The sequence below is a fragment of the Rhodovulum sp. BSW8 genome (genome assembly GCF_003314725.1).
Taxonomy (GTDB): Bacteria; Pseudomonadota; Alphaproteobacteria; order Rhodobacterales; family Rhodobacteraceae; genus Rhodovulum; species Rhodovulum visakhapatnamense.
Genome location: NZ_QNVX01000003.1, coordinates 114,777 through 140,205 on the forward strand (window position 1 = coordinate 114,777; position 25,429 = coordinate 140,205).

23 protein-coding genes and 1 pseudogene are annotated in these 25,429 nt (G+C 67.7%); 11 read left to right on the plus strand and 13 right to left on the minus strand.

Features of this window, described 5'->3' with window-relative positions:
* Positions 1-249: 249 nt before the first annotated feature.
* A complete protein-coding gene (carB, locus tag DSD19_RS01070; protein ID WP_113668231.1) occupies positions 250-3,543 on the minus strand; it encodes a carbamoyl-phosphate synthase large subunit in 3,294 nt (1,097 codons plus the stop codon).
* A gap of 371 nt (positions 3,544-3,914) precedes the next feature.
* On the opposite strand from carB, the gene DSD19_RS01075 reads away from it, so the two are divergent.
* The 6 genes from DSD19_RS01075 to DSD19_RS01100 all read left to right on the plus strand — a co-directional run bounded on the left by DSD19_RS01075 (position 3,915) and on the right by DSD19_RS01100 (position 10,814).
* Entirely contained in the window at positions 3,915-4,592 is a 678-nt protein-coding gene (locus DSD19_RS01075) for a CPBP family intramembrane glutamic endopeptidase (protein ID WP_113668232.1), read from the plus strand.
* A 100-nt stretch (positions 4,593-4,692) separates the two neighbouring features.
* Positions 4,693-6,330 carry a magnesium-protoporphyrin IX monomethyl ester anaerobic oxidative cyclase gene (gene bchE / locus DSD19_RS01080; RefSeq protein WP_075785025.1) on the plus strand — a complete coding sequence of 546 codons (1,638 nt, stop codon included), beginning with the start codon at positions 4,693-4,695 and terminating at the stop codon, positions 6,328-6,330.
* A 1-nt stretch (position 6,331) separates the two neighbouring features.
* On the plus strand, positions 6,332-6,928 hold the full coding sequence (gene bchJ / locus DSD19_RS01085; RefSeq protein ID WP_113668233.1) for a bacteriochlorophyll 4-vinyl reductase: 597 nt from the start codon (positions 6,332-6,334) through the stop codon (positions 6,926-6,928).
* 241 nt (positions 6,929-7,169) lie between these two features.
* Positions 7,170-8,945, plus strand: coding sequence for an aspartate--tRNA ligase (aspS, locus tag DSD19_RS01090; RefSeq protein WP_075785027.1), 1,776 nt, complete (start codon positions 7,170-7,172; stop codon positions 8,943-8,945).
* A gap of 352 nt (positions 8,946-9,297) precedes the next feature.
* Entirely contained in the window at positions 9,298-10,011 is a 714-nt protein-coding gene (locus tag DSD19_RS01095; protein WP_113668234.1) for a GNAT family N-acetyltransferase, read from the plus strand.
* Between the two features lie 173 nt (positions 10,012-10,184).
* Complete coding sequence (locus tag DSD19_RS01100; RefSeq protein WP_075785029.1) at positions 10,185-10,814, plus strand: hypothetical protein; 630 nt, start codon at positions 10,185-10,187, stop codon at positions 10,812-10,814.
* Between the two features lie 28 nt (positions 10,815-10,842).
* Here DSD19_RS01100 and DSD19_RS01105 read toward each other — a convergent pair whose 3' ends face one another.
* The 4 genes from DSD19_RS01105 to ettA form a co-directional block, all read right to left on the minus strand.
* Positions 10,843-11,157: a polymer-forming cytoskeletal protein gene (locus DSD19_RS01105; RefSeq protein WP_075785030.1), complete on the minus strand. Its 315-nt coding sequence runs from the start codon at positions 11,155-11,157 to the stop codon at positions 10,843-10,845.
* A gap of 158 nt (positions 11,158-11,315) precedes the next feature.
* Positions 11,316-12,194: a polysaccharide deacetylase family protein gene (locus DSD19_RS01110; RefSeq protein ID WP_113668235.1), complete on the minus strand. Its 879-nt coding sequence runs from the start codon at positions 12,192-12,194 to the stop codon at positions 11,316-11,318.
* Positions 12,191-12,607: a nuclear transport factor 2 family protein gene (locus DSD19_RS01115; RefSeq protein ID WP_113668236.1), complete on the minus strand. Its 417-nt coding sequence runs from the start codon at positions 12,605-12,607 to the stop codon at positions 12,191-12,193. The genes DSD19_RS01110 and DSD19_RS01115 overlap by 4 nt, the downstream gene beginning before the upstream one ends.
* A gap of 375 nt (positions 12,608-12,982) precedes the next feature.
* Positions 12,983-14,650 carry an energy-dependent translational throttle protein EttA gene (gene ettA / locus DSD19_RS01120; RefSeq protein ID WP_113668263.1) on the minus strand — a complete coding sequence of 556 codons (1,668 nt, stop codon included), beginning with the start codon at positions 14,648-14,650 and terminating at the stop codon, positions 12,983-12,985.
* Positions 14,651-14,772: 122 nt separating this feature from the next.
* On the opposite strand from ettA, the gene DSD19_RS01125 reads away from it, so the two are divergent.
* Positions 14,773-15,375, plus strand: coding sequence for a nicotinate-nucleotide adenylyltransferase (locus DSD19_RS01125; protein ID WP_075785034.1), 603 nt, complete (start codon positions 14,773-14,775; stop codon positions 15,373-15,375).
* A gap of 70 nt (positions 15,376-15,445) precedes the next feature.
* Positions 15,446-16,936 carry a D-alanyl-D-alanine carboxypeptidase/D-alanyl-D-alanine-endopeptidase gene (gene dacB / locus DSD19_RS01130; protein ID WP_113668237.1) on the plus strand — a complete coding sequence of 497 codons (1,491 nt, stop codon included), beginning with the start codon at positions 15,446-15,448 and terminating at the stop codon, positions 16,934-16,936.
* Positions 16,937-16,945: 9 nt separating this feature from the next.
* Here dacB and DSD19_RS01135 read toward each other — a convergent pair whose 3' ends face one another.
* Positions 16,946-17,314 carry a hypothetical protein gene (locus DSD19_RS01135; protein WP_207802400.1) on the minus strand — a complete coding sequence of 123 codons (369 nt, stop codon included), beginning with the start codon at positions 17,312-17,314 and terminating at the stop codon, positions 16,946-16,948.
* Positions 17,315-17,317: 3 nt separating this feature from the next.
* On the minus strand, positions 17,318-17,689 hold the full coding sequence (locus DSD19_RS01140) for a tellurite resistance TerB family protein (protein ID WP_371412516.1): 372 nt from the start codon (positions 17,687-17,689) through the stop codon (positions 17,318-17,320).
* 195 nt (positions 17,690-17,884) lie between these two features.
* Between DSD19_RS01140 and DSD19_RS01145 the strand changes: the two genes are divergently transcribed.
* Positions 17,885-19,456, plus strand: a complete 1,572-nt coding sequence (locus DSD19_RS01145) for a lysine--tRNA ligase (protein WP_113668238.1) — start codon at positions 17,885-17,887, stop codon at positions 19,454-19,456.
* Positions 19,457-19,486: 30 nt separating this feature from the next.
* On the opposite strand, the gene DSD19_RS01150 is transcribed toward DSD19_RS01145, so the two are convergent.
* From DSD19_RS01150 to lgt, 5 genes are all read right to left on the minus strand, one after another.
* On the minus strand, positions 19,487-20,374 hold the full coding sequence (locus tag DSD19_RS01150) for a CHAD domain-containing protein (RefSeq protein WP_113668239.1): 888 nt from the start codon (positions 20,372-20,374) through the stop codon (positions 19,487-19,489).
* 168 nt (positions 20,375-20,542) lie between these two features.
* Positions 20,543-21,022 (minus strand): HugZ family protein, encoded by a 480-nt coding sequence (locus DSD19_RS01155; protein ID WP_113668240.1) that lies wholly within the window; start codon positions 21,020-21,022, stop codon positions 20,543-20,545.
* Between the two features lie 7 nt (positions 21,023-21,029).
* Complete coding sequence (gene pgeF, locus DSD19_RS01160) at positions 21,030-21,785, minus strand: peptidoglycan editing factor PgeF (RefSeq protein WP_075785040.1); 756 nt, start codon at positions 21,783-21,785, stop codon at positions 21,030-21,032.
* Positions 21,782-22,855, minus strand: a complete 1,074-nt coding sequence (locus DSD19_RS01165) for a class I SAM-dependent methyltransferase (RefSeq protein WP_113668241.1) — start codon at positions 22,853-22,855, stop codon at positions 21,782-21,784. Before DSD19_RS01165 ends, pgeF begins: the two co-directional genes overlap by 4 nt.
* Positions 22,852-23,742, minus strand: coding sequence for a prolipoprotein diacylglyceryl transferase (gene lgt, locus DSD19_RS01170; RefSeq protein ID WP_075785042.1), 891 nt, complete (start codon positions 23,740-23,742; stop codon positions 22,852-22,854). Before lgt ends, DSD19_RS01165 begins: the two co-directional genes overlap by 4 nt.
* Positions 23,743-23,841: 99 nt before the next feature.
* On the opposite strand from lgt, the gene DSD19_RS01175 reads away from it, so the two are divergent.
* A complete protein-coding gene (locus DSD19_RS01175) occupies positions 23,842-24,081 on the plus strand; it encodes an accessory factor UbiK family protein (protein WP_075785043.1) in 240 nt (79 codons plus the stop codon).
* A gap of 503 nt (positions 24,082-24,584) precedes the next feature.
* Positions 24,585-24,875, plus strand: a complete 291-nt coding sequence (locus DSD19_RS01180) for a metalloregulator ArsR/SmtB family transcription factor (RefSeq protein WP_113668242.1) — start codon at positions 24,585-24,587, stop codon at positions 24,873-24,875.
* Between the two features lie 208 nt (positions 24,876-25,083).
* On the opposite strand, the pseudogene DSD19_RS01185 reads toward DSD19_RS01180, so the two are convergent.
* Positions 25,084-25,429, minus strand: a pseudogene (locus DSD19_RS01185) (hypothetical protein); the annotation flags it as partial.

Below are 25,429 nucleotides of genomic sequence, written 5' to 3' on the forward strand. Positions count from 1 at the left end.
CGCCTGACGGCGGATGCGAACTCGTGCCCTGACCGGCGCCGCATTTCCCCGGCCGTCACGATGTGGCTGGCAAGCGTGAGATGTCGCGGCCCCGCCGTGCGAGACGGACGAGACATCTCAACACACGGCCTGCCCTGAAAAAGGGCTGGCCCCGGCGCCGAAACGCCGGTCCGAGGCGGTCCGGGCAAAGCACAAGGCCTCGGTCGAGCGCAAAGTCGACCGAGGGTCCGTTTGCGCGGGTGCGGGGCCTCAGCCTTGCAGGCTGCGCACCCCGATCTCGCCTTCCTCGCGCGATTTCATCGCCAGAGCGGCGGCATGGCTGGCCGCGGCGGTGGTGAAATAGGGGATGCGGTCCATCAGCGCCACGTTGCGGATCGAGCGGCTGTCCTCGACCGCGCGGTTGCCCTCGGTGGTGTTCATCACCAGCTGAACCAGCCCGTCCTTCATCACGTCGACGATGGTGCGTCCGCCCTCATAGGCCTTCTTGACCAGCGTGGTCTCGATCCCGTTCTCGGCCAGGAAGCCCGCCGTGCCGCGCGTCGCGAGGATGCGGAAACCGAGCGCCTGCAGGATCTGGGCGGTTTCGACCAGTTCGGGCGTCTTGTCGGCATCCTTGATCGACAGGAACACCTGCCCCTCGCGCGGCAGGTCCGACCCGGCGCCCATCTGCGCCTTGAGGAAGGCCCGCGGGAAGGAGCGGTCCCAGCCCATGACCTCGCCGGTCGAGCGCATCTCGGGCCCCAGCAGCGTATCGACGCCCGGGAAGCGGGCAAAGGGCATCACCGCCTCCTTGACCGAGAACCACGGCATGATCGGGTCGGCCAGCGACATCTGGTCGGCCAGCGGCAGCGGCGTGTCGGGGCTGGTCTCGGCGGGGTAGGGCGCGCGCATCGGGAAAGCGCTCAGCTTCTCGCCCGCCATCAGCCGCGCCGCGATCGAGGCGATGGCGCTGTCGGTCGCCTTGGCCACGAAGGGCACGGTGCGCGAGGCACGCGGGTTCACCTCGATCAGGTAGATCTCGCCATCCTTGACCGCGAATTGCACGTTCATCAGCCCGACCACACCAAGCGCCAGCGCCAGCGCCTCGGTCTGGCGCTTCAGCTCGGCCACGATGTCTTGGGGCAGGCGGTGCGGCGGCAGACAGCAGGCACTGTCGCCGGAATGGACGCCCGCCTCTTCGATATGTTCCATGATGCCCGCGACATGGACCTTCTCGCCGTCGCAGAGCGCATCGACATCGACCTCGGTCGCGCCCGAGAGATAGCTGTCAAGCAGCACCGGGGACTTGCCCGACACCACCACGGCCTCGGCGATGTAACGTTCCAGCTGGGGCGTGTCGCGCACGATCTCCATGGCGCGGCCGCCCAGCACGTAGGAGGGCCGGATCACCAGCGGATAGCCGATCTCTCCGGCGGCTTCGAGGGCGGCCTTGGCGGAATGGGCGATGGCGTTTTTCGGCTGCTTCAGACCCAGGCGGGTCACCAGCGCCTGGAACCGCTCGCGGTCTTCGGCAAGGTCGATGGCATCGGGCGTGGTCCCGAGGATCGGGATGCCGGCCTCTTCCAGCGCATTGGCGAGCTTCAGCGGCGTCTGGCCGCCGAACTGCACGATCACGCCATGCAGCGTGCCGGCCATCTTCTCGACCCGCAGGATCTCCATGACATGCTCGAAGGTCAGCGGCTCGAAATAAAGCCGGTCCGAGGTGTCGTAATCGGTCGAGACCGTTTCCGGGTTGCAGTTGATCATGATGGTTTCATACCCGGCCTCGGTCAGCGCGAAGCAGGCATGGCAGCAGCAATAGTCGAACTCGATCCCCTGACCGATCCGGTTCGGGCCGCCGCCGAGGATCACCACCTTCTTGCGGGCCGAGGGGCGGGCCTCGCATTCGGTCTCGCCCATCACCGGGGTTTCGTAGGTCGAATACATGTAGGGCGTCTGCGCCTCGAATTCGGCGGCGCAGGTGTCGATCCGCTTGAAGACCGCATGGACCCCCAGATTGTCGCGCGCGCGGCGCACCTGATCCTCGTCGCGGCCGCTGAGCCTGGCCAGACGCGCATCGGTGAAGCCCAGCATCTTGAGCTGGCGCAGCCCTGCTTCGGTGACCGGCAGGCCCTCCTTGCGGACCCGGGCCTCGGCATCGACGATCTCGCGGATGCGGGCCAGGAACCAGGGGTCGTAGCTGGTGGCGGCGTGGATGTCCTCGTCGCTGAGGCCATGGCGCATCGCCTGGGCGACGATCCGCAGCCGGTCCGGGGTCTGCCGGGTCAGCGCGGCGACGATCTGGGCGCGGTCGGGGGCGCCGGGGATGTCGATCTCGTCAAAGCCGGTCAGGCCGGTTTCCAGCGAGGCCAGCGCCTTTTGCAGCGATTCGTGGATGGTGCGGCCGATGGCCATGGCCTCGCCCACCGATTTCATTGCCGTGGTCAGTTCCGGCTTCGAGCCGGGGAACTTCTCGAAGGCAAAGCGCGGGATCTTGGTGACCACGTAGTCGATGGTCGGCTCGAAGCTTGCGGGCGTGACCTTGGTGATGTCGTTGTCCAGCTCGTCCAGCGTGTAGCCCACGGCGAGTTTCGCGGCGATCTTGGCGATCGGGAAGCCGGTGGCCTTCGAGGCCAGCGCCGAGGACCGCGACACCCGCGGGTTCATCTCGATCACCACCATGCGGCCGTCGGCGGGGTTGATCGCCCATTGCACGTTCGACCCGCCGGTCTCGACCCCGATCTCGCGCAGCACGGCAATCGAGCCGTTGCGCATGATCTGGTATTCCTTGTCGGTCAGCGTCAGGGCAGGGGCCACGGTGATCGAGTCGCCGGTATGCACGCCCATCGGGTCGACATTCTCGATGGCGCAGACGATGATCGCGTTGTCCGCCTTGTCGCGGACGACCTCCATCTCGAATTCCTTCCAGCCCAGCAGGCTTTCGTCGATCAGGATCTGGCTGACCGGCGAGGCGTCGAGCCCGCTTTTGCAGTAATACTCGAATTCCTGCCGGTTATAGGCGACGCCGCCGCCGGTGCCGCCCAGCGTGAAGGCGGGCCGGATGATCGCGGGCAGGCCCACATGTTCCAGCGCGGCCATGCATTCGTCCATGGTGTTGGCGATCACGGCCTTGGGGTTTTCCAGCCCGATCCGGTCCATCGCCTCGCGGAACAGCTTGCGGTCCTCGGCCATCTCGATGGCGGCGCGGTTGGCGCCGATCAGCTCGACCCCGTATTTGTGCAGAACGCCCATGTCGGCGAGCTTGAGCGAGGTGTTCAGCCCGGTCTGCCCGCCCATGGTCGGCAGCAGCGCGTCGGGGCGTTCCTTCTCGATGATCTTGGCGACGATCTCGGGGGTGATCGGCTCGATATAGGTCGCGTCGGCCAGGCCCGGATCGGTCATGATCGTGGCCGGGTTCGAGTTGACCAGGATGACCCGGTAGCCTTCCTCGCGCAGCGCCTTGCAGGCCTGGGCGCCGGAATAATCGAACTCGCAGGCCTGCCCGATGATGATGGGACCCGCGCCGATGATCATGATGGACTTGATATCGGTTCTCTTCGGCATGTCCCGCCCTCAGTTTGCGCAAATTGCTGGGCGTTATAGCCAAGCGGCCTTGGGGCGCAAGGGTGGGCGAGGGGAAATTCGGCACGTGCCGGTCCTTGCGGGGGCGGTCCGCGCCTTCGGACGGGGTCGAAGAGCGGTGCGCGCGCAGCCCTTTGGCGGAAAACCGGCGGACCGGGGCGTTTTGCCGGGCGGGGAGGAACCCGCCGGGCGTTACCGCATTTGTGAACGATCTGCCAGCATACTGCCCGGAGGCCGCCGCTGAGAGGCCCGGGTCCCGCGCTATCTTCTCCGGCCGGACCAGAGCGCGGCGGCCCTCGACAGGCGGTCCCGCGCGCAAGCGTCCGACCGCGATCTCGCGAAAGGAAAAAGGAATGGCCTGGACACTCGATCTTTCCCTTGAAACCCGCGTCCCCAGCCGGGGCCGACTCTGGGGGGAATTCGTGGTGTTCTATCTGTTGACGCCGCTCGGGATGGCGCTGCTGATGCCGCCGCAGGCTCTGTTTCCGGTGCTGCTGAGCCTGACCGCCATGGGACTTTTGCTGTTGCAGGTCACCGAAGGCTTCCGCTGGTCCGATCTGATCCGCGGGCTCAGCCGGATCGATCCCTGGCTGGTCCTGGGCTTTTCGGCGGTCACGACCCTGATCGTCGGCACCTTGACGATGCTGGTGGTCCCGCAGGAGGCGCTGGCGCTGGTGCGGACCAACCCGGCGCTTCTGGGCTCGATCCTGCTGTTCTATCCGCCGCTTTCGGCGCTGCCGCAGGAAATCGTCTTCCGGGCGCTGTTCTTCCGCCGCTACGGGCCGATCCTGCCGGACCTCAGGCACGCGATCGTGCTGAATGCCGCCGTCTTCTCGCTTGCCCATCTGATGTACTGGAGCGTGGTGGTCTCGGCCCTGACCTTTCTGGGCGGGATCGTCTTCGCCTGGGCCTATGAGGCGCGCCGGAATTTTCTGCTGGCGGTGGTGCTGCATGCGGTGGCGGGCTGGATCCTGTTCATCGGCGGGCTTGGCATCCTTTTCTATTCCGGAAATGTGGTGCGCCCGTTCTAGACCGGACACGAAGAAGACGCGTGGCGGCGATTTGACTTGTGTCAAGTCAGCTTGACAGGGGATGTGGCATGGTCCGCCGCGAAACACGGGGAGTCGATCCATGCGCATTGTCTTTATTCATCCCAACTACAGGTCCGGCGGCGCCGAGATCGCGGGCAACTGGCCGCCGGCCTGGGTCGCGTATCTGACCGGGTCGCTGCGGACTGCGGGATATGACGACATCACGTTCATCGACGCGATGACCAACAACATTTCGGAAGACGACATCCGCAAGCAGCTGAAGGCGCTGAAGCCCGACGTGATCGCCTCGACCTCGATCACGCCCTCGATCTACGCGGCCGAGCGGCTGCTTGAGATCGCCAAGGAAGAGGTCCCCGACGCGATCCGTGTCCTCGGCGGCATCCACGCGACCTTCATGTTCAAGCAGGTGCTGTCGGAGGCGCCCTGGATCGACGCCATCGTGCGCGGCGAGGGCGAAGAGATCGTGGTCGAGCTGATGAACGCGATCCGGGACGGCAAATGGCCCGAGAACCGGCGCGAGATCAAGGGTCTGGCCTTCCTCGACGGCGACGAGATCGTGGCGACCGCCGCCGCGCCCACCATCAAGGACGTCGATTCGATCAAGCCCGACTGGACCATCCTCGAGTGGGAGAAATACATCTACATCCCGCTGAACTGCCGGGTCGCGATCCCGAACATGGCGCGCGGCTGCCCGTTCACCTGTTCGTTCTGCTCGCAATGGAAGTTCTGGCGCGACTACCGGATCCGCGATCCCAAGAAGGTCGTCGACGAGATCGAGGATCTGGTTGTGAACCACAAGGTGGGCTTCTTCATCCTCGCCGACGAGGAACCCACCATCAACCGCAAGAAGTTCATCGCCTTCTGCCAGGAGCTGATCGACCGCGGCCTGCCCGACAAGGTCAAATGGGGCATCAACACCCGGGTGACCGACATCCTGCGCGACGAGGAACTGCTGCCCTTCTACCGCAAGGCGGGGCTCGTCCATATCTCGCTCGGGACCGAGGCCGCCGCACAGCTCAAGCTCGACCAGTTCAACAAGGAAACCCGGGTCGAGGACAACAAGCGCGCGATCCAGCTTCTGCGCGAGGCCGACATCCTGACCGAGGCGCAGTTCATCGTCGGCATGGACAACGAGACCGAGGAAACCCTGGAAGAGACCTTCCAGCTTTGCTGGGACTGGCAGCCTGACCTCGCCAACTGGGCCATGTATACGCCCTGGCCGTTCACGCCGCTCTTCCAGGAGCTGCACAACAAGGTCGAGGTCTTCGATTACAGCCGCTACAACTTCGTGAACCCGATCATGAAGCCCGAGGCGATGGACCGTGCCCAGCTTCTGGACCGGGTGATGCACAACTATCGCCGGTTCTACATGCGCAAGGCGCTGCTCCACTACCCGTGGCGCGGCAGCGGCTTCCGCCGCCGGTACCTGCTGGGCTGCCTCAAGGCGTTCCTCAAGGCGGGCGTTGGCCGGTCCTTCTATGACCTCGGCAAGAACAACTACTGGGGCCCGCAATCGAAGGACAAGGTGCATTTCGATTTCGACATGTCCCGCAAACCTGCCGCGGCGCAGATCGAGGACTGGGAATCGAACGCCGACCGCGCCGCTCAGGCCGCGGCCCGGCGCAAGTCCAAGGATACGAGCTTCAAGATGCCCGCCGACGATCCGTCGCAGGTGAAGGCCTGCGGTGGCGGCGATCAGCAGATGGAAGAAGTCTGAGATGAAGGACGACCTGTCCGGCCGTTCCGGCCGGATCGGACCGAATGCCGTGCTCCAGCTTCTGCCTGTGCTGGAGGCGGCGGGCGGGGGCGCGCTGCGCGACGAGATGCTCGGGGCGGCGGGGCTGTCTGCCCCTCCGTCCGATGCCGGGCTGATGGACGAGGGCCCGGCGGGCGCGATGCACCGCGCGCTGCGCCAGCGTCTGCCCGGCCGCGCGCCCGAGTTGCTGCGCGAGGCCGGGGCGCGGACGGGGGATTACATCCTGGCCCATCGCATTCCGCCGATGGCACAGCGGGTGCTGAAGCTGCTGCCGCCCGCGCTGGCCGCGCCCATTCTGGCCAAAGCCATCGCCAAGCACAGCTGGACCTTCGCGGGGTCGGGGGCCTTCCGGGTCGTGTCGACCCGGCCGCTGGTCTTCGAGCTGACCGACAACCCGCTGATCCGGGACGAAACCGCGCCGCACCCGATCTGCGTCTGGCACGAGGCGGTGTTCGACCGGCTGTTCCAGACCCTGGTCGACCGGCGCCTGCGCACCCGCGAACTGACCTGTTCGGCCAGCGGCGGCGCCGTCTGCCGGTTCGAGATCGCGCGCCCCTAGATCGGGCCTGTCCCACGGAAAACCGCCCGGCCATCCGGCCGGGCGGTTTGCGCTTTCACGGGGGGCGCGCCGCGCGGCGGCGCGGCGTGAGGCGGACGTCGAGGCCCGGGGGCTGGCCAGAGGGCTTCGGGGCGGATAAAGCAGCGGCTGCGGGGCAGCGGTGTCTCGGCTCCCCTTGACTTCGGGGGCCATCGGGGGTGTATCGGCCCGAACCCAAGACACGAGCCCCGAGGACCGTCCGATGCACGCCTATCGCAGCCATACCTGCGCCGACCTGAACAAGTCCCATGTGGGCGAGACCGTGCGCCTGTCGGGCTGGGTCCATCGGGTGCGAGATCACGGCGGCATCCTGTTCATCGACCTGCGCGACCATTACGGCATCACCCAGGTGCTGGCCGATCCCGACAGCCCGGCCTTTGCCGATGTCGAGAAGGTGCGGTCCGAATGGTGCATCCGCATCGACGGGGTGGTGAAGGCGCGCGACGAGAGCCTTGTGAACGCCAAGATCCCGACCGGCGAGATCGAGGTCTTCGTGCGCGAGCTCGAGGTACTGGGCCAGGCCGAGGAACTGCCGCTGATGGTCTTCGGCGATCAGGACTACCCCGAGGAAACCCGGCTGCGCTATCGCTATCTCGACCTGCGCCGCGAGAGCATGCAGGCGAACATGACGCTGCGCTCGGACGTGGTGGCCTCGATCCGGCGGCGGATGTGGGACAAGGGCTTCCGCGAATTCCAGACCCCGATCATCACCGCCTCGAGCCCCGAGGGCGCCCGCGACTTCCTGGTGCCCTCGCGGCTGCATCCGGGCAAGTTCTACGCGCTGCCGCAGGCGCCGCAGATCTTCAAGCAGCTGATCATGGTCTCGGGCTTCGACCGCTATTTCCAGATCGCGCCCTGCTTCCGCGACGAGGACCCGCGCGCCGACCGCTCTCCCACCGACTTCTACCAGCTCGACCTGGAAATGAGCTTCGTCCAGCAGCAGGACGTGTTCGACACCGTCCAGCCGGTGATCGCGGGCATCTTCGAGGAGTTCGGCGGCGGGCGTAAGGTCGATACCGACTGGCCGCAGATTTCCTATGCCGATGCCGCGCTCTGGTACGGCACCGACAAGCCCGACCTGCGCAACCCCATCAAGATGCAGGACGTGTCCGAACATTTCCGCGGCTCGGGCTTCGCGATCTTCGCGAAACTGCTGGAACAGGACGGCACCGAGATCCGCGCGATCCCCGCGCCCACCGGCGGCAGCCGCAAGTTCTGCGACCGGATGAACGCCTTCGCCCAGAAAGAGGGCCTGCCCGGGATGGGCTACATCTTCTGGCGCGAGACCGATGGCCAGATGGAGGCCGCAGGCCCGCTGGCCAAGAATATCGGCCCCGAACGGACCGAGGCGATCCGCCAGCAGCTTGGCCTTGGCGTGGGCGACGCCGCCTTCTTCCTCGGCGGCAAGGCCTCGTCCTTCCAGACCGTGGCGGGCAAGGCGCGCACCGTCATCGGCGAGGAACTGGGCCTGACCGACAAGGACCGGTTCGCCTTCTGCTGGATCGTCGATTTCCCGATGTACGAGAAAGACGCCGAGACCGGCGCCATCGACTTCGAGCATAACCCCTTCTCGATGCCGCAGGGCGGGATCGAGGCGCTGGAGGGCGACCCGCTCAAGGTGCGGGGCTATCAGTACGACCTGGCCTGCAACGGCTATGAACTGGTCTCGGGCGCGATCCGGAACCACCGGCTGGACATCATGTTCAAGGCCTTCGCGCTGGCGGGCTATGCCGAGGACGAGGTGCGCAAGCGCTTCCCGAGCCTTGTCAACGCCTTCCGCTTCGGCCCGCCGCCCCACGGCGGCTGCGCGGCCGGGATCGACCGGATCGTGATGCTGCTGGCGGACGAGCTGAACATCCGCGAGGTCATCATGTTCCCGATGAACCAGCGCGCCGAGGACCTGATGATGGGCGCGCCGTCCGAGCCCAGCAACGACCAGCTTCGCGACCTCTCTCTGCGTGTGATCCCGCAGGAGTGAGGCCCCTCGGGGCCGATCGAAAAGGCCCTGGCGTTTCTGCCGGGGCCTTTTCTTTTTCGTGAGTGGTGCGTTCAGACTTGGGTCCGGCCGTCAGGGGGGATCAGAGCGGCCAGAGGGTACCGATGGCGGCCACGGTGAAGGACGTGGCGCCGCCCCAGAAGATGGTCCGGTCGATCAGCGTCTTGAGGCGTGCGATCATCATGCTTCATCCTAGCTCGTCAATCGTTACCAATGTCATAACGGGCGAATGCGGCGGGACTCGGGCCGGGCCGTCCCGAGGCTGGGGCGGTTTCCCGGCTTTTCCCCGCGCGGGGACCGGGTTAAACGGGTCCCGATCACAAAGGACCCCGCCATGACCCAGGACCTGCCGCTCGGCGCTCCGCTTGCGCACTGGACGCCGCCGCCCCGGCCCGGCCGCGACAGCCTTTCGGGGCGCTATTGCCGGCTCGAGCCGCTCGCGCGCGACCATGCCGCCGAGCTGCACGCCGCCAATCAGGCCGATGGCTCGATCTGGACCTATCTGCCCTACGGCCCCTTCCCGGACGAAGCTGCGCTGGCCGACTGGATCGCGCAGGCCGCCTCGGGCCCGGACCCGCTGTTCTTTGCGGTGCGCGAGGCTGTGTCGGGCCGGGCGCTGGGCGTGCTCAGCTATCTGAGGATCGCGCCCGAGGCCGGGTCGATCGAGATCGGCCATGTGAACTTCTCGGCTGCGCTGCAACGGCGCCCCGCCGCGACCGAGGCGGTCGCGCTGCTGATCGGCCGCGCCTTCGATCTGGGCTACCGGCGGCTCGAATGGAAGTGCAACGCGCTGAACCGGGCCTCGCGCCGGGCGGCCGAACGCTACGGGCTGAGCTACGAGGGCGTCTTCCGGCAGGCGACGGTGGTCAAGGGGCGGAACCGCGACACCGCCTGGTTCGCCGCCATTGACACGGAATGGCCGACGCTGAAAGCCGCCTACGAGACCTGGCTCGACCCTGCCAATTTCGACGCCGACGGGCAGCAGCGCGTGCGGCTGTCCGACCTGACGCGGCCGATCCTGGTCGCCCGCGACCCCGAAGCGCGCTGAGGCCGACAGGCCGCAAGGCCGGGCATCGGGCGGGCCGCCCCGGTTTGACCGGGGCGGCGCCGCTGCAACACCTTTCGGTCTATCCCGCGGGCATGAAATTTCTGCTTGCTCGAAAATTTAAAGCAATTCTATCCTGAATTGCATAACAGATAAAAAATCGAGCAGGACGTGAAATGACCCAGGTCGCAGAAATTGCGCCCGTGCCTTTTGCATGGACGCGCGGACTGGTCAGCGCGCGCGCAAGTGCCTTGCTGGCCGATCTGTTTCCCAGGGCGCACGACGCCCGGGCAGGCGAGTGCATCGGTATCGTAAAACGATTCATCTCTTTCGGGCGACGTTCGCTCACCGGGCATCCGGCCGAGGCGCTGGTGGTCATGGGCGAGGACGGGCGCCCGGTCTGCCTTGCCGGCCGGTATCTCGAGGCCGAGGCGCGTCAGGATCTGTTCCGGCTGGAGGAAATCCTGTCGGCACCGGGGCTTCTGGCCTATGGCGCGCTGACGCCCCATGCCAGCGGACTGCGCCACGCCGCCGCCCCGCCCCGGGCGCTGGAGCTTGTTCTGGGCGCCAATGTCCACATGTTGCGCACGCTCGACTGGCAGGCCGACATCGCGGCCCGGCGCCACGCGGGCGAGCCCATCTCGCGGGCCTTGTCGTCCAATCTGCGGCTTCTGGCGGAACATCCCGGGTCGCATGACGCGGTCGAGGATATGCGCGACACGCTGCACGCGCAGGCGACGCTGATGCTGGGGCTTCTCAGTTTCGACGAGCCGGTGCTGCCCGCCCTGTCCGGGATCGCGGCCTGACGGCCCGCTCGGGCGTTCAGGTTGCGCGTCAGCGGCCGGTGATTTCGACCCGGCCGGAAACCCGCGCGCCCTTGCTCGAGGTCAGGCTTTCGGCGGTCAGGTCGGCCTGAACCCGCGCCGTGGCCGACAGCGCCAGGTCGGTGCAGGTGACCCGGCCCGAGATTTCGCCGCTGATGGTGACGGTCTCGGCCGAGAGCGACCCGGTGACCTGTCCGGTCGCGCTGATCTCGATGGCCTTTGCGGCGATGTTGCCCTTGACCCGGCCGTTGACGATCACGGCGCTGTCCTTGGCGACGAGATCGCCCTCGATCGTCAGGTCTTCCGAGATGATTGCCTGGGCCATGTGCGCCGCTCCACGTTGGGTCTTCTGTCCGCCCCCTCAATGGGGCGGGTTCGAGCCGGCCACAAGGGGGCTCCTGACCCTTGGCCGCCTTATCCCGCCAGCGTTGCCCGGTTGCGACGGGGCCATGGGCGAAGACCCGCCGGGGCTGTGCGCATGGATCAGGCGGGCCGCTGCGCGGCGAAGCTTTCGCAGATGGCGCCTGCGGTGGTGATCCAGATGCGATCGCGATGCCCGGCGATATGGGCCAGCGCCCGGCGCAGCGCCCTCAGCCGGTAGGGCTGGCCCACGATATAGGGATGGAGCGCGATCCCCATCACCAGCGACTGGTGTGCCGACTGCTCCAGCATTTCGTCGAAATTCCCGACGATCATCCGGGCGAAGGTTTCGGCGCTGTCCTTGCGGCCGACAATGGCGGGAATGTCGTTCAGTTCCTGCGGATAGGGCACCGCCAGCAGCGGCCCATGGGCGGTGCGCATCCAGACCGGCTGATCGTCCATGCACCAGTTCAGCGTGTAGCCATAGCCCGCCTCGGCCAGCAGGTCCGGCGTGGCCGGGCTTTCCGAGATCCATGGGCTGAGCCAGCCCTGCGGCGCCTTGCCCTCCGCGCGGGCAAGCGTCTCTGTCGCCTCGCGGATCAGCGCCCGTTCGGCGGCCGCGTCCAGGGTGCCCTGCCGTTCGCTGTTGCTGCGCCCATGACCCGCGATCTCGTCGCCCCGGGTGCGATGGGCGGCCATCAATTCGGGCGCGTGGTCGTACATCTCGGAATTGGCCAGCACCGTCGCGGGCAGGCCGAGCGCGTCGAGCATCTCGATCAGCCGCCAGGCGCCCACCCGGTTGCCATAGTCGCGCCAGGCATGGTTCAGGATGTCGGGCTGCGGCCCGCCGGGCGCCAGCTCTGCCCCGAGCCCCTCGCCGAAGGCGAAATGTTCGAGGTTCACGCCCAGATAGACGGCAAGCCGTTTGCCTCCGGGCCAGGTGAAATCGGGCCGGTCGGTGATCGGGCTGTAGTCGTAGCGGCCGTGGGTCTTCAGGCTCACAGCGGCGCCTCGGCCAGCCCCGCGCGGTCCAGCAGGATCTCGGCGCTGTCGTTCCAGACATCGGTCGAGACGATCTTGCCGTCCCGGACGGTGAAGATGTCGATATAGCGGTTGCCGTCGAAGGGGGTGCCGTCGGGCCATGCGCCGTAAAGATGGCCGGTATTGTAGACCCGGACCTCGCCGGTTTCGGGATCGGTGACGGCATCGGTCCGAAGGAACCGTTTCCTGACCCAGCCGTAGCGCTTGCCGTTGAAGCCCGCACTGTCGGCCGGCCCGCCGAATTTCCGTCCGCCGGTGAAGGTCATCCGGAAGTCATCAGCCAGAAAGGCGGCGGCGCCTTCGGGATCGGGGATCATCGAGCGTTCGAGATAGGCCTCGACGATACGCTTGGCCTCGGCGGCGGGGTCGGTCATGGGGAGCCTCGCTATAGGGCGCGCGGGGTGGCGCCTCGGCGATGCCTACGCCTGCGGCATGGGGTTGGGCAAGCGCCTGAGGCGGCTGATGCCCTCTTTGCCGGTCTGGAAAGGGGGGACGTCAGGCGCTGGTCGAGCGGACGTTGAAAGATTGGGCGCCGCTCAGACGGTCCCGACCGAACGGGGCGAGAGCAAAGGGGCGAACGGGCGTCCGTGTGTGCGAAAGGTGTGAACGCCGAAGAGGTGAACCAGGGATTCACCCGCCGGATTGGGGCGCACGCCCCGGATTACCCTCCGCCGCGCGGACGCGATGCTTGGGGGGCGATCCGTCGAGGGACGCCCGCAGGTTCGGGCGCCCCGGGCGGGGGGTGCGGTTTAACGCGCGAACTTCTTGTACTTCACCCGCTTCGGCTCGACCGAGTCCGGGCCCAGACGGCGGATCTTGTCTTCCTCGTAGGCCTCGAAGTTGCCTTCGAACCATTCCACATGAGCCTCGCCCTCGAAGGCCAGGATGTGGGTGCAAAGCCGGTCGAGGAAGAAGCGGTCGTGGCTGATGATGACCGCGCAGCCCGCGAAATCCTCAAGCGCCGCTTCCAGCGCCTGCAGGGTCTCGACGTCCAGGTCGTTGGTCGGTTCGTCGAGAAGCAGCACGTTGCCGCCCGATTTCAGCAGCTTGGCCATGTGGACGCGGTTGCGCTCGCCGCCCGAGAGCAGCCCCACCTTCTTCTGCTGATCGCCGCCCTTGAAGTTGAAGGACGAACAATAGGCGCGGCTGTTCACCTCGGCATCGCCCAGAACGACGATGTCGAGCCCGTCGGAAATCTCTTCCCAGACCGTCTTGTTGGGGTCGAGCGCGTCGCGGGACTGGTCGACATAGCTCAGCTTCACGGTGTCGCCGAAGGTGATGGCGCCCGCATCGGGCGTTTCCTGCCCCGTCAGCATGCGGAACAGGGTCGATTTCCCGGCGCCGTTCGGGCCGATCACGCCGACGATGCCGCCCGGGGGCAGGGCGAAGCTCAGCTCCTCGATCAGCAGCCGGTCGCCATAGCCCTTCTTCAGCCCCTCGATCTCGATCACCTTGCCGCCAAGACGGGGCCCGTTCGGAATGATGATCTGCGCGCGGCCCAGCTTTTCGCGTTCGGACTGGCCGGCCAGTTCCTCATAGGCCTGGATCCGGGCCTTGGATTTCGCCTGCCGCGCCTTCTGGCCCGCGCGGATCCAGTCCAGTTCGCGTTCCAGCTGCTTCTGCTTGGCCTTGTCCTCGCGGGCTTCCTGTTCCAGCCGCTTGGCCTTCTGTTCCAGCCAGCTCGAATAGTTGCCCTCGTAGGGGATGCCCCGGCCGCGATCCAGTTCGAGGATCCAGCCGGTGATGTCGTCGAGGAAATAGCGGTCGTGGGTGACGATCAGGATCGTGCCCTTGTACTCGATCAGGTGCTGTTGCAGCCAGGCGATGGTCTCGGCGTCGAGGTGGTTGGTCGGTTCGTCCAGCAGCAGCATGTCGGGCGCTTCCAGCAGCAGTTTGCACAGCGCCACCCGGCGCTTTTCGCCGCCCGAAAGGGTTTCGACAGGGGCGTCGTCGGGCGGGCAGCGCAGGGCCTCCATCGCGACGTCGATCTGGCTGTCGAGATCCCACAGGTTCTCGGCGTCGATCTGGTCCTGCAGGGTCGTCATCTCTTCCATCAGCTCGTCCGAGTAATCCTCGGCGACCTGCATGGCGATCTCGTTGAACCGGTCGATCTTGGCCTTCTTCCCGGCCACGCCCAGCATGACGTTTTCACGCACGGTCAGCGCGGCGTCGAGTTCGGGTTCCTGCGGCAGATAGCCGACGCGGGCGCCCTTGGCGGCCCAGGCCTCGCCCGAGAAGTCCTTGTCCCAGCCCGCCATGATGCGCAGAAGCGTCGATTTCCCGGCGCCGTTGACGCCCACGACCCCGATCTTGACCCCGGGAAGGAAGTTCAGGCGAATGTTCTCAAAGCACTTCTTGCCGCCCGGATAGGTCTTGGACACGCCGTCCATGTGGTAGACATATTGGTAGGAAGCCATCGCGAACGCCTCGTGCAAAAGGTGTAAGAGTTGCGTCTGCACATAGCGATTCCGCTGGACAAGGGCAATGACGGGCAGGTTAACGTGCGGCCCTGTGTCGAACGAGGCGGTGGGACGGGCGAATGCGGGCGGGGCTTCCGACGGCGCGGGCCGGGATGCGGATCGGGCTTCTGGGCGGGTCTTTCGATCCGGCCCATGAGGGCCATGCCCATATCACGCGCACGGCCCTGAAACGGTTCGGGCTCGACCGGGTCTGGTGGCTGGTCTCGCCGGGCAATCCGCTGAAGTCGGAAGGCCCGGCCCCGATGGCGCGGCGGATCGCGGCAGCCCGGGCGGTGATGGATCACCCGCGGGTCGAGATCACCGATCTGGAGGCCCGGATCGGCACCCGCTACACCGCCCAGACGCTGAAACGCCTGATGGCGCTGTATCCCGGGGTGCGGTTCGTCTGGCTGATGGGGGCCGACAATCTGATCGACTTTCACCGCTGGGACCGCTGGCGCTGGATCCTCGACAACGTGCCGGTGGGCGTGCTGGCGCGCCCGGGGCAGGGGGTGGCCGCGCGCCGGTCGCGGGCCGCGATCACCCATGCCCGCTATCGGCTTTCGGCCGATCGCGCGCCTTGTCTGGCAGACCGGCAGCCCCCGGCCTGGTGCTATCTGAACATGCCGATGGTGGATTTGTCGTCCTCCGAGATCCGGGCGCGGGGCGACTGGCGCGGATAGGCGTGGCGGCTGTGGCGATTAACCCTTTCCCACCTTGCCCGAACCGGGCCGGTCTGGTTCACTCCGCCCCATGACGACGCCCCTCTCACAGCTTTCGCGACGGCTGTTTCTGGCCGGTCTTATGGCGGGTCCCGCAGCCTCGGCGCTGGGCGCGCCGCTCGACCGTTCGCCGGTGCCGCGGCCGCGTCCCGAATTGCGCGGCCGGGTCGCCGATGCGGCGCAGCTGATCGAGGCGGCGGGACTATCGGGCAAGTTCGCCTTCGCCCTTGTCGATGTCGAAACCGGCACGCTGCTGGAGGCGCACAAGCCGCTTCTGGGCCTGCCCCCGGCCTCGGTCGCGAAGTCGGTCACGGCGCTTTATGCGCTGGACGCGCTCGGCCCCGAGTTTCGCTTCTCCACCCGGCTGATCGCGACGGGACCGGTGACCGGCGGGCGGCTCGAGGGCGATCTGGTGCTGGCGGGGGGCGGCGATCCGACGCTCGATACCGACCTCTTGGGCGATCTGGCTGCCCAGCTGAAGGCCGCCGGGGTGACCGAGGTGCGGGGGCGCTTCCTGTACCATGCGGGGGCGCTGCCGGGTCTGCCCGCGATCGATCCGGGCCAGCCGCCTCAGGTTGGCTACAACCCGGCGATTTCGGGGCTGAACCTCAACTTCAACCGGGTCCATTTCGAATGGCGCCGCGCGGCGGGCGGCTATGCGGTGACGATGGATGCCCGCGCCCGGCGCTATGCGCCCCAGGTCGGCGTGGCGCGCATTCATGTCGTCGACCGGGCGACGCCGGTCTACACCTATGCCTCGAACGGGGGCATCGACGAATGGACGGTGGCCCAGGGCGCGCTTGGGGCCGAGGGCGCGCGCTGGCTGCCGGTGCGCCGACCGGCGCTGTATTGCGCCGAGGTGTTCCAGACGCTGGCGCGCTCGCATGGCATCGTGCTCGACACGCCGCAGGAGGTGGCCGGTGCGCCCGCCGGCATCCAGCTTGGCCGGATCGACAGCGCGCCTCTGGCCGAGATCCTGCGCGGGATGCTGAAATACTCGACCAATGTCACCGCCGAGGCGGTGGGGCTGGCCTCGACCATCGCGCGCGGCGCCCGGCCGCAAAGCCTGGCCGAGTCCGGGCAGGCGATGACCGAGTGGCTGCAGACCCGCATGGGCGCGCACAAGGCGCGGTTTGTCGATCATTCGGGGCTGGGCGACGCCTCGCGGCTGTCGCCGATGGAACTGGTCCGCACGCTGGCCATCGCCGCGCCCGAAGGGCTGCTGCGGCCGCTTCTGAAGGACATTCCGATCCGCGACGACGCGGGACGGCCGCAGACCGGGCATCCGGTCGAGGTCTCGGCCAAGACCGGCACGCTGAATTTCGTCTCGGCGCTGGCGGGCTATATCGGCGCGCCCGGCGGGCGGCAGATGGCGTTCGCGATGTTCTCGGCCGACGAGGCGCGCCGCGCGCGGCTCGGCCCCGAAGAGATGGAACACCCGCCAGGCGGCAAGGCCTGGATTTCGCGCTCGCGCGCGCTGCAACAGGATTTTCTGAGGCGCTGGGCGGACCTGTACGCCTGACCGGCCGTCTCAGACGCCGTCGGGCCGGACCACCAGCAGCCCCGCGATGAAGCCCGCCTGATTGTGAAAGGCGTCGATCTCGGCCATTTCGGCTTCGGTGCAGCCCAAGAGCAGCTTCAGTTCGGCATCGCGCTTGCTGAGGTCCATCGAGGCCAGAACGCCGGTCACCCGGGGCTCGGGCAGGCTGCCGCGCCACAGGTCCACCCCGTCGCCGTCAATGGCGCGGGTCCCGTCGAGATAGCCATAATCAAGCGGATAGACGAGTTCGGGAAAGCGCGGATGGGCCGAGCCCCTGGGCCGGTCCACCACGATGTCCGCCGCGGCGACGAAGCGGTCGGCGAAGGGCCAGAACCGCGCGGGCAGATCGACAGGAACCACCGGCTAAAGCACCGTATGCCGCGCCCGTGCCGCCCGCTCGATGGCTGCGCCCGCCAGCCGGTCGATGTTCAGCTCGTAGCGGATCTCTTCCAGAAGCCGCAATTCGGTCTCGCCCAGGCGGCCATCGGCCGCGGCCACGTCGCAGGCCAGCACATAGGCGGTTTCGTGCAGCTTGTCGGGCAGCGCCTCGTTGACCAGCCCGAACAGCGCGTCGAGCCCGTCATATTCGCTGAACAGGTCGAACACGGTCTGGGCCACGATGCGGATGCGGTCCTGATCGTAAGCGGCGAAGATCGGCAGATGATTCACCATCCGCTCGATGGTCACCAGTTCGGCGGTGCGGATGGTTTCATCCGAGGCGGAGACCGCGACCATGATCGCGACCAGCGCGTCCTGGGCGGAAAGGGGCGTTTCGGGTTCGCTCAAGGGGGGCCTCCGTGGGGTCGTGTTGCGGCGCAGAATATTGACGTGGCGCAAGGGGGGCAATAGGAGTCGGGGCCTTGCCGGGCATGGGGTCCGGCCAGCGAAGCGCCGGGCCCGGGGCCCGTCCAGCGAAGAGAGTGCGAAACGATGTCCAACCTCCGCGACGCCGCGATGAGTTCCAAGGCCTGGCCCTTCGAAGAGGCCCGGAAGCTGCTCAAGCGCGCCGAGAAGGGGGCCGCGGACAAGGGCTATATCCTGTTCGAGACCGGCTACGGCCCCTCGGGTCTGCCCCATATCGGCACCTTCGGCGAGGTTCTGCGCACGACGATGATCCGCCGCGCCTTCGAGGCGATCTCGGACATCCCGACCCGGCTGATCTGTTTCTCGGACGACATGGACGGCATGCGCAAGGTGCCCGGCAACGTGCCGAACCAGGAGATGCTGCGCGAACATCTGCAGCGGCCGCTGACCTCGGTGCCCGACCCGTTCGGCGAATATGAGAGCTTCGGGCATCACAACAACGCGATGCTGCGGCGGTTCCTCGACACCTTCGGGTTCGAATACGAATTCTATTCGGCGACCGAGTTCTACCGCTCGGGCCGGTTCGACGACACGCTGAAGCTGGCGACCGAACGCTATGACGACCTGATGGCGGTGATGCTGAAATCGCTGCGCGAGGAACGTCAGCAGACCTATTCGATCTTCCTGCCGATCCATCCCGAGACCGGGCGCGTGCTGTACGTGCCGATGAAGCAGGTCGATGCGGTCAATCACACCATCACCTTCGACGACGAGGACGGCCGCGAATGGACGCTGCCGGTGACGGGCGGCAAGGTCAAGCTGCAGTGGAAGCCCGATTTCGGCGCGCGCTGGGCCGCGCTGGGCGTCGATTTCGAGATGTATGGCAAGGACCATTCGACCAACACGCCGATCTACGACCGGATCTGCGAAATCCTCGGCGGCAGGAAGCCCGAGCATTTCACCTACGAGCTGTTCCTCGACGAAAGCGGCGAGAAGATCTCGAAATCGAAGGGCAACGGGCTGACCATCGACGAATGGCTGACCTATGCCGCGACCGAGAGCCTGTCCTATTTCATGTACCAGAAGCCCAAGACCGCCAAGCGGCTCTGGTGGGACGTGATCCCGAAGGCGGTGGACGAATACCACCAGCAATTGCGCGCCTTCCCGGGGCAGGACCTGAAGGCGCAGATCGACAACCCGGTCTGGCACATCCATGGCGGCACCCCGCCCGAAAGCCGGATGGTGGTGCCCTTCGCGATGCTTCTGAACCTCGCCTCGGTGGCAGGGGCGACCGACAAGGACGGGCTGTGGGGCTTCATCCGGCGCTATGCGCCCGAGGCCTCGCCCGAGACCCATCCCGATCTCGATCAGGCGGCGGCCTTCGCGGTGCGCTATTTCCACGACTTCGTGGCCCCCCAGCGCCAGTTCCGCGCCCCCGACGCGACCGAACGCGCGGCGATGGAGGATCTGGTGGCCCGGCTCAAGGTCTGGGACGGCGGGCTCGATGCCGAAGAGCTGCAAAGCCTCGTCTTCGCGGTCGGCAAGGATCACGGGTTCGAGCCGCTCCGCGACTGGTTCAAGGCGCTTTACGAGGTGCTGCTGGGCGCGAGCCAGGGGCCGCGCTTCGGCGGGTTCATCGCGCTTTACGGCGTCGACGAGACCGTGCGCCTGATCGAGGACGCGCTGGCCCGGGGCTGAGCCGCCCGGGCCGCCCGGCTGCCGGGACGCCTAGTCCCGGTGCCAGGACTTCCACCAGCGTTTCCAGCTTCGGCCAAGATCCTTGGCCGGGCTGGCGAAAAGCCGCGCGCCGAGGGTCTGCGCGGCCTCGGCCAGATCGGCCTGCCGCGCCGCGATGCGCGCGCGCAGGGCGTCGCGGGTCTCGGCCCCGCCCGGCAGGTCGGGGGTCGCCGCAAGATGGGTGTCCAGCACGGCAAGGTCGTGGTGATCGCCCAGAAGCTCGGACAGTTCCTCGACCTTCTTCGCCCGGCGCCCCAGCGGCCCGCGTTCGATCGGCCGCAGAAGCCGGGTGTGATACCAGTGATATTTCACGCGCTTGCGCCAGTCGTGGATCACCGCGACCTCGGGCGCCTCGGCGGCCGCGGCGCGGCCCTTGCGCGCGCGGTCGAAGGTGCGCTGCAACCCGCGCCGCATCGGCCGGAACCCGTCACCGTAAAGCGCCCAGCTGCGCGCCCGTTCGCGCAGCCCCAGCATGTCCAGCCGGAACGCCGCCAGATCCTCCTCGACATGGGCCTTGGCGGCGGCGCGGTCGCGGGCCGCGACCAGATGCGCGCGCACCGGCTCGAACCCGTGCAGCCGGCCCCCGGCGACCAGCTTGTCGAAGGTCTCGACCATGCCCTCGCGGTCGCGCAACCCCGAAAGCCGCCGCGCCGCGTCGCGGATCGCCCCGTTCTCGCGGACATAGGCCGGGAAGGCGGGGCGCACGAGACGGATCAGCCCGCGCAGCTTCTTGGCGCGTTTGCGCAGGCCGTGGACCTTTTCATGCAGCGCGATCCCCGGGTCGCCGAGTTCGGTGAGGGCGGCGTCGATTTCCTCGATCGCGATCCGGCGCAGGGCCGCTTCGGTGCTCTTGTCCGAGCGTTTCAGGCGATAGGTCATGCTGGAAAAGTCGTGTCCTTGAACTCGTATGATTCCGGAATCCGATCCGATGCCTAGAACCGGGATGTTAGTCCTTTGTGACAGGAGAGGAAGATGCGCCCACGGCGCAGCGCCCCTGCGCCCGACGCGCGGCTGCGGTCAGGCGTCGCGGGGCTGCGAAAATGAGCGTCAGGCGCCCAGATCTTCGGCCATCAGCCGGAAGGCCTGGCCGAACCCGCCGTTCAGATGGCCCGAATGGGGCACCAGCCGGACGAAATGGAAATCGGCGAAATCCGCGTAAAGCTGGGCCTTCGGTTGGTGGTCGAGATAGTGGTCGCGCAGCGCCGTCCGCTCGGCGGGCCGGGTCGCGAAGACCGCGCGGGCCTGCAGGGTCAGGCGCGGATGGGTCAGCGGGTCGCCCTTGGGGCCGGGCTCGCCGACCAGCAGCGAACAGTCGGGCAGGGCGCGCAAAGCCGCCGTATGCGGCGCCAGATCCGAGATCAGCGTCACCGGCAGACCGTCCGGCCCCGGCGCCAGCGCGATCCGGGTGACGAAGGGCGCGCCGTCGCGCAGAACCGCCAGCGCGGCATACCGCGCCTCGGCGATCAGCTTGCGGGCCAGCGCGCGGGCGGCATCGTCGGCCGGGCGGAACGGGTCCTTGGCGCTCATCGCGGGGTCACAGCCGGATCGCCGAGATCAGCCGCCCGTAATCGGCCTCGCCCGCATGGACGCTGCGGCGGTAGGAAAAGAACCGGTCCGGGTCGGAATAGGTGCAATGGCGGGTCCAGATCGCCTGGCCGATGCCCGCGCCGCGCAGGCGCGCGAGGCTGAAGCCCGGCAGGTCGAACTGGACGCGGTCGCCCTTGCCGGCGGCGAAGAACCGCGTCGAGTCGGGGTCCTCGGTCAGGAACGTGTCGAGGAATTCCGGCCCGACCTCATAGGCGCGCTGGCTGATGGTCGGGCCGATCACGGCGACCGTGTCGTCGCGCCGGGCGCCGAGCGTTTCCATCGCGTCGAGCGTGGCCTCGAGAATGCCCCCAAGCGCGCCCTTCCAGCCCGCATGGGCGGCGCCCACCACCCCGGCCGTGCGGTCCGCAAACAGCACAGGCTGGCAATCGGCGGTCAGCACGCCCAGCGCCAGCCCGGGGGTCCGGGTGACCATGGCATCGGCGCGCAGCGGAGCTTCGGGCAGGGCCTCGATCACCGCGACAGCGGCGGAATGGACCTGATGCACGGTGACAAGGCGGTCGGTGTCCACGCCCATGGCGCCCGCGACCCGGTTGCGGTTGATCGCCACCGCCTCGGACAGGTCCGACGAGCCGCCGCCGCAATTGAGCCCCCAGAAAATCCCGGACGACGCGCCGCCCTGCCGGGTGAAGAACCCGTGACGCAGCGGCGCGAGTGCGTTCGAGGTGAGAATTTCCAAAGTCATGAACGAAGTCCTGGGGGATCGGGGGCCCGTGCGGGGGTCAGCGCGAGTGTCTGGAAGAGCGTTCCCATTTCCTCGGGGTGGGTCAAGCGGCGATGTGCGGCAATATGGCTTCGCAGCGCCGCACCGGCGAGGTTTTGCGCCAGCGCCTGGGCGCGCGCCGCAATCCCGAGCCGTTCCAGCAGCACGCCCTGGGGGGTCGGGCCGCTGACGCGGAGGCCCTCGACGGTTCGGGCGGCGCGGGCCAGCGCCTCGAAATCGACATGGGCGGTCAGATCGGCCTCGCCGGGATGGGCGAGCGGCGGCTCGGGCCGGTGCGCGCGCAGGGCCTGCAGCGTGTCGCCGAGGCTGTGCCAGCCGCCGTAATCGACGATCAGCGCGGCCCCGCCCCGGGCGGCGATCCGCGCGGCCAGGGTCTCGACGATGGCGCAGGCGGGGGCGCAGGTCTCGACGATGTCGCCCGGTTCGGTATCGGCCAGCCGGTGGTCCAGTGCGGCAAGCGGCACCGGCGCCGACAGCCCGAGCGTCAGCCTGTCGTCCTCGAGCCCGACCAGGCGCTCGCGCCAGCCCGCGGCATCGCGCTGGAACTGGCGGATCGGCAGGGCATCGAAGAACTCGTTGGCGATCACGAAGAGAGGCGCCTCGGGCAGGGCGTCGGCGCTGTCGAGCCAGGCGATGTCGAGCCCCGGCAACGCCTGGCGCTGGCGGGCGCGCAGATGGGGCGAGGTCTCGACCAGATGCAGCCGGGCGCCCGCGTGAAAGCCCGGCACCCGCTTCGTGGCACGCCAGAGATCGGCCATCAGCGTACCGCGCCCGGGGCCGAGTTCGGCCAGAGCAAAGGGTGCGGGCGCGCCCTGGTCGAGCCAGACCTGCGCGAGCCAGAGTCCCAGAAGCTCGCCGAACATCTGGCTGATCTCGGGGGCGGTGGTGAAATCGCCCGCCTCTCCGAACGGATCGCGGGTGCTGTAATAGCCATGCTCGGGATGCATCAGGCAATCGGCCATGAAGTCGGCGATGCCGATCGGGCCGGTCGCCGCGATCCGCCGGGCGAGAAGCCGTGCAAGCGGGGTCATGCCCGTCGCCGCGCCGAGACCAGGATAAGCCCGAGCCCCAGTGCCATCATCGGCAGCGACAAAAGCTGCCCCATGGTCAGCCCGTAGCCCTGCCAGTGCAGCGCAAGGCCCAGCGGATTGCCCGGGCCTGCGAATTGCGCATCGGGCTGACGGACGAATTCGACGGCAAAGCGCGCGAGCCCGTAGCCCGCAAAGAAGGTCCCGGCGATGCGTCCGGGCGTCTTCAGCGCGCCGCGGGCCAGCGCAAGCCAAAGCAGGACCGCGCCAAGCAGAAGCCCTTCGAGCCCGGCCTCGTACAGTTGCGAGGGATGACGGGCGCAGGGAAAGCTGTCCCAGCCGGGGCAGTATTGCGCGGCCTCGCCGGGGAAGACGACGGCCCAGGGCAGATCGGAGGGGCGGCCCCAGAGCTCTGCATTGATGAAATTCGCGATCCGTCCGAAGAAAAGCCCCGGCGGCGTGGCCAGCGCCAGCGCGTCGGCGGCGGGCAGCAGCGGGATGCCGTGCTTTCGGGTGAAAAGCAGCACCGCCGCCATGACCCCCAGCAAGCCGCCATGGAAGGCCATGCCTCCGTGCCAGAGGATCGGGATCTCCCAGGGGGCCTGCAGATAATAGAGCGGTTTGTAGAACAGCACGAAGCCGAGCCGTCCGCCGAGGATCACGCCCAGCACGATCCAGGTCAGCAGTTCCTCGACCTGCTCGGGCCTCATCGGCGGGCGGGAGGCGGGCCAGAGCCGCTCGCGCCGCATCAGTGCGACGACCAGCCGCCAGCCGATCACGATCCCGGCGATATAGGCCAGCGCATACCAGCGCAGGGCGAAGTCGAAGCCAAAGACCGAGATCGAGAAGATCTCGGAGGTGAGGTCGGGAAAGGGGAGAACCGCTTGCATCTTGGGCCTTCTGTTCTCTGGGCTGCGCGGCGAAGTCAACCTTGAGCTTGCGCCGCCTGCGGGCCATATAGGGCGCGAATGTAAATGCCAGAGGCCGCCATGCAGACCCGCAACAAATTTCTCGACGACATGTCGAAGCTGATGACGAATGCCATGGGCGTGGCCCAGGGTGCCAAGGACGAGGCCGAGACGGCGATGAAGAGCATGCTCGATCGCTGGCTCGCCGACCGCAACTTCGTGACCCGCGAGGAATTCGATGCGGTGCGCGCCATGGCCCAGAAGGCGCGCGAGGAAAACGAGGCGCTGAAGGCCCGGATCGCGGCGCTGGAGGCGAAATAGGCCCGAGGAGTCAATGCAAACGGGGCGCGGGCAAGCCGTGCCCCGGATCCTTGGGCGCGTTCGGTCGGGCGGAGGGGGCGAATTTTCTGCGAAAATTCGGGGCCCGAAGGAACCGGTATGGCATCCGCCCCGGTTCTTGCGCCCATGAAGTTCCTGTGGCCGGGGGCAGTGGCCGTATGGGCGGTTCCGGGCGGGAGCCGCCACGCCGCCTTGCCCTGCCAGAGGCTCTTTGAGCGTCATCTCTTTGCGCAAAGCTTTAGGTCGCTGAAGCCCGATGCCGGGGGCAATGATTGCCTCCCGGGCTCGCGCGGCGCGATGCGACCGGGCCGATGTCTGACGGGGCACGGCCCTGGTGCGCGGGGCGTCCAGTCCGCATGAGACGGAGAAGCGGACCGGTCGACGGCCGATCTTTCGCTGCCGACCCGGCATGGACCGCGCGGATTGACCCATATCGACGACCCAGGCTGCCGCGTATGCGCTCATGCGCATGTACGGAGGTGGTCATGGCGCTATCCAGTCTCGCAGCCCTCGCCGAACCCACCCGGCTGGAGGCGATGCGCCTGCTCGGCGACGGATCGGACCATTGCGTCTGCGAATTGATGGCGAGGCTCGATGTCACCCAAAGCAGGATGTCGCCGCACATGAAGGTGCTGAAGCAGGCGGGGCTGGTCACCGACCGCCGCGACGCGCAATGGGTCCGCTATCGCCTGAACGCCGACATGCCCGCGGGGATTCGCGCCATCGTCGAGGCCGTGCTTGCTGCCTCTGCGGCCAGGGGCCGGAGCGCGGCATGAGTGCGGAGGCTGCTTCACCGATCGGTCGGCCTCGACCGGAATGGCTGGGCATTGTTGCCGAAAGGCGGCCCGAGGCGTGACGTCCCCTTTCCCTTTCCCCTTTCCCCTCCAGGTTCAGGCCACGCGGACGCTTTCGGCGGTGCCGGAGCGTTGAGACGGCTGATGAACGAGCCATGTCGCGCCATTGGTCCGAGCGGCAATGGCGAATGACGCGGATCTGGATTTCGGCGGCTTGGCGGTTCGGGACTCTCGCGGCGATGCGCTCTCCGAAGGACTTGGGGCCGAGCCGGTTCAGCGCCACCGGTCCGAGCGAACCGGCGCGGGCATCTTTGCCTCGGCGCGACTTCGGGCGTGGTATCCTGTCCGCCGCGTCCGGAACGCCCTGCCACGGGACCGCGTGGCGCGCAGGGTTTCGTTGCGGGGCAAGCCGATATCCGCCATCGGCCCGGGGGCAGAGCCGAGCCGGCAGGGCAGTCCTCTGTCCATGGCCGGCCGTTTTTCCGGACCGGGATGATCGCCGTGGCGCCGCGCAGGATGATGGCGCTGTGACCGCG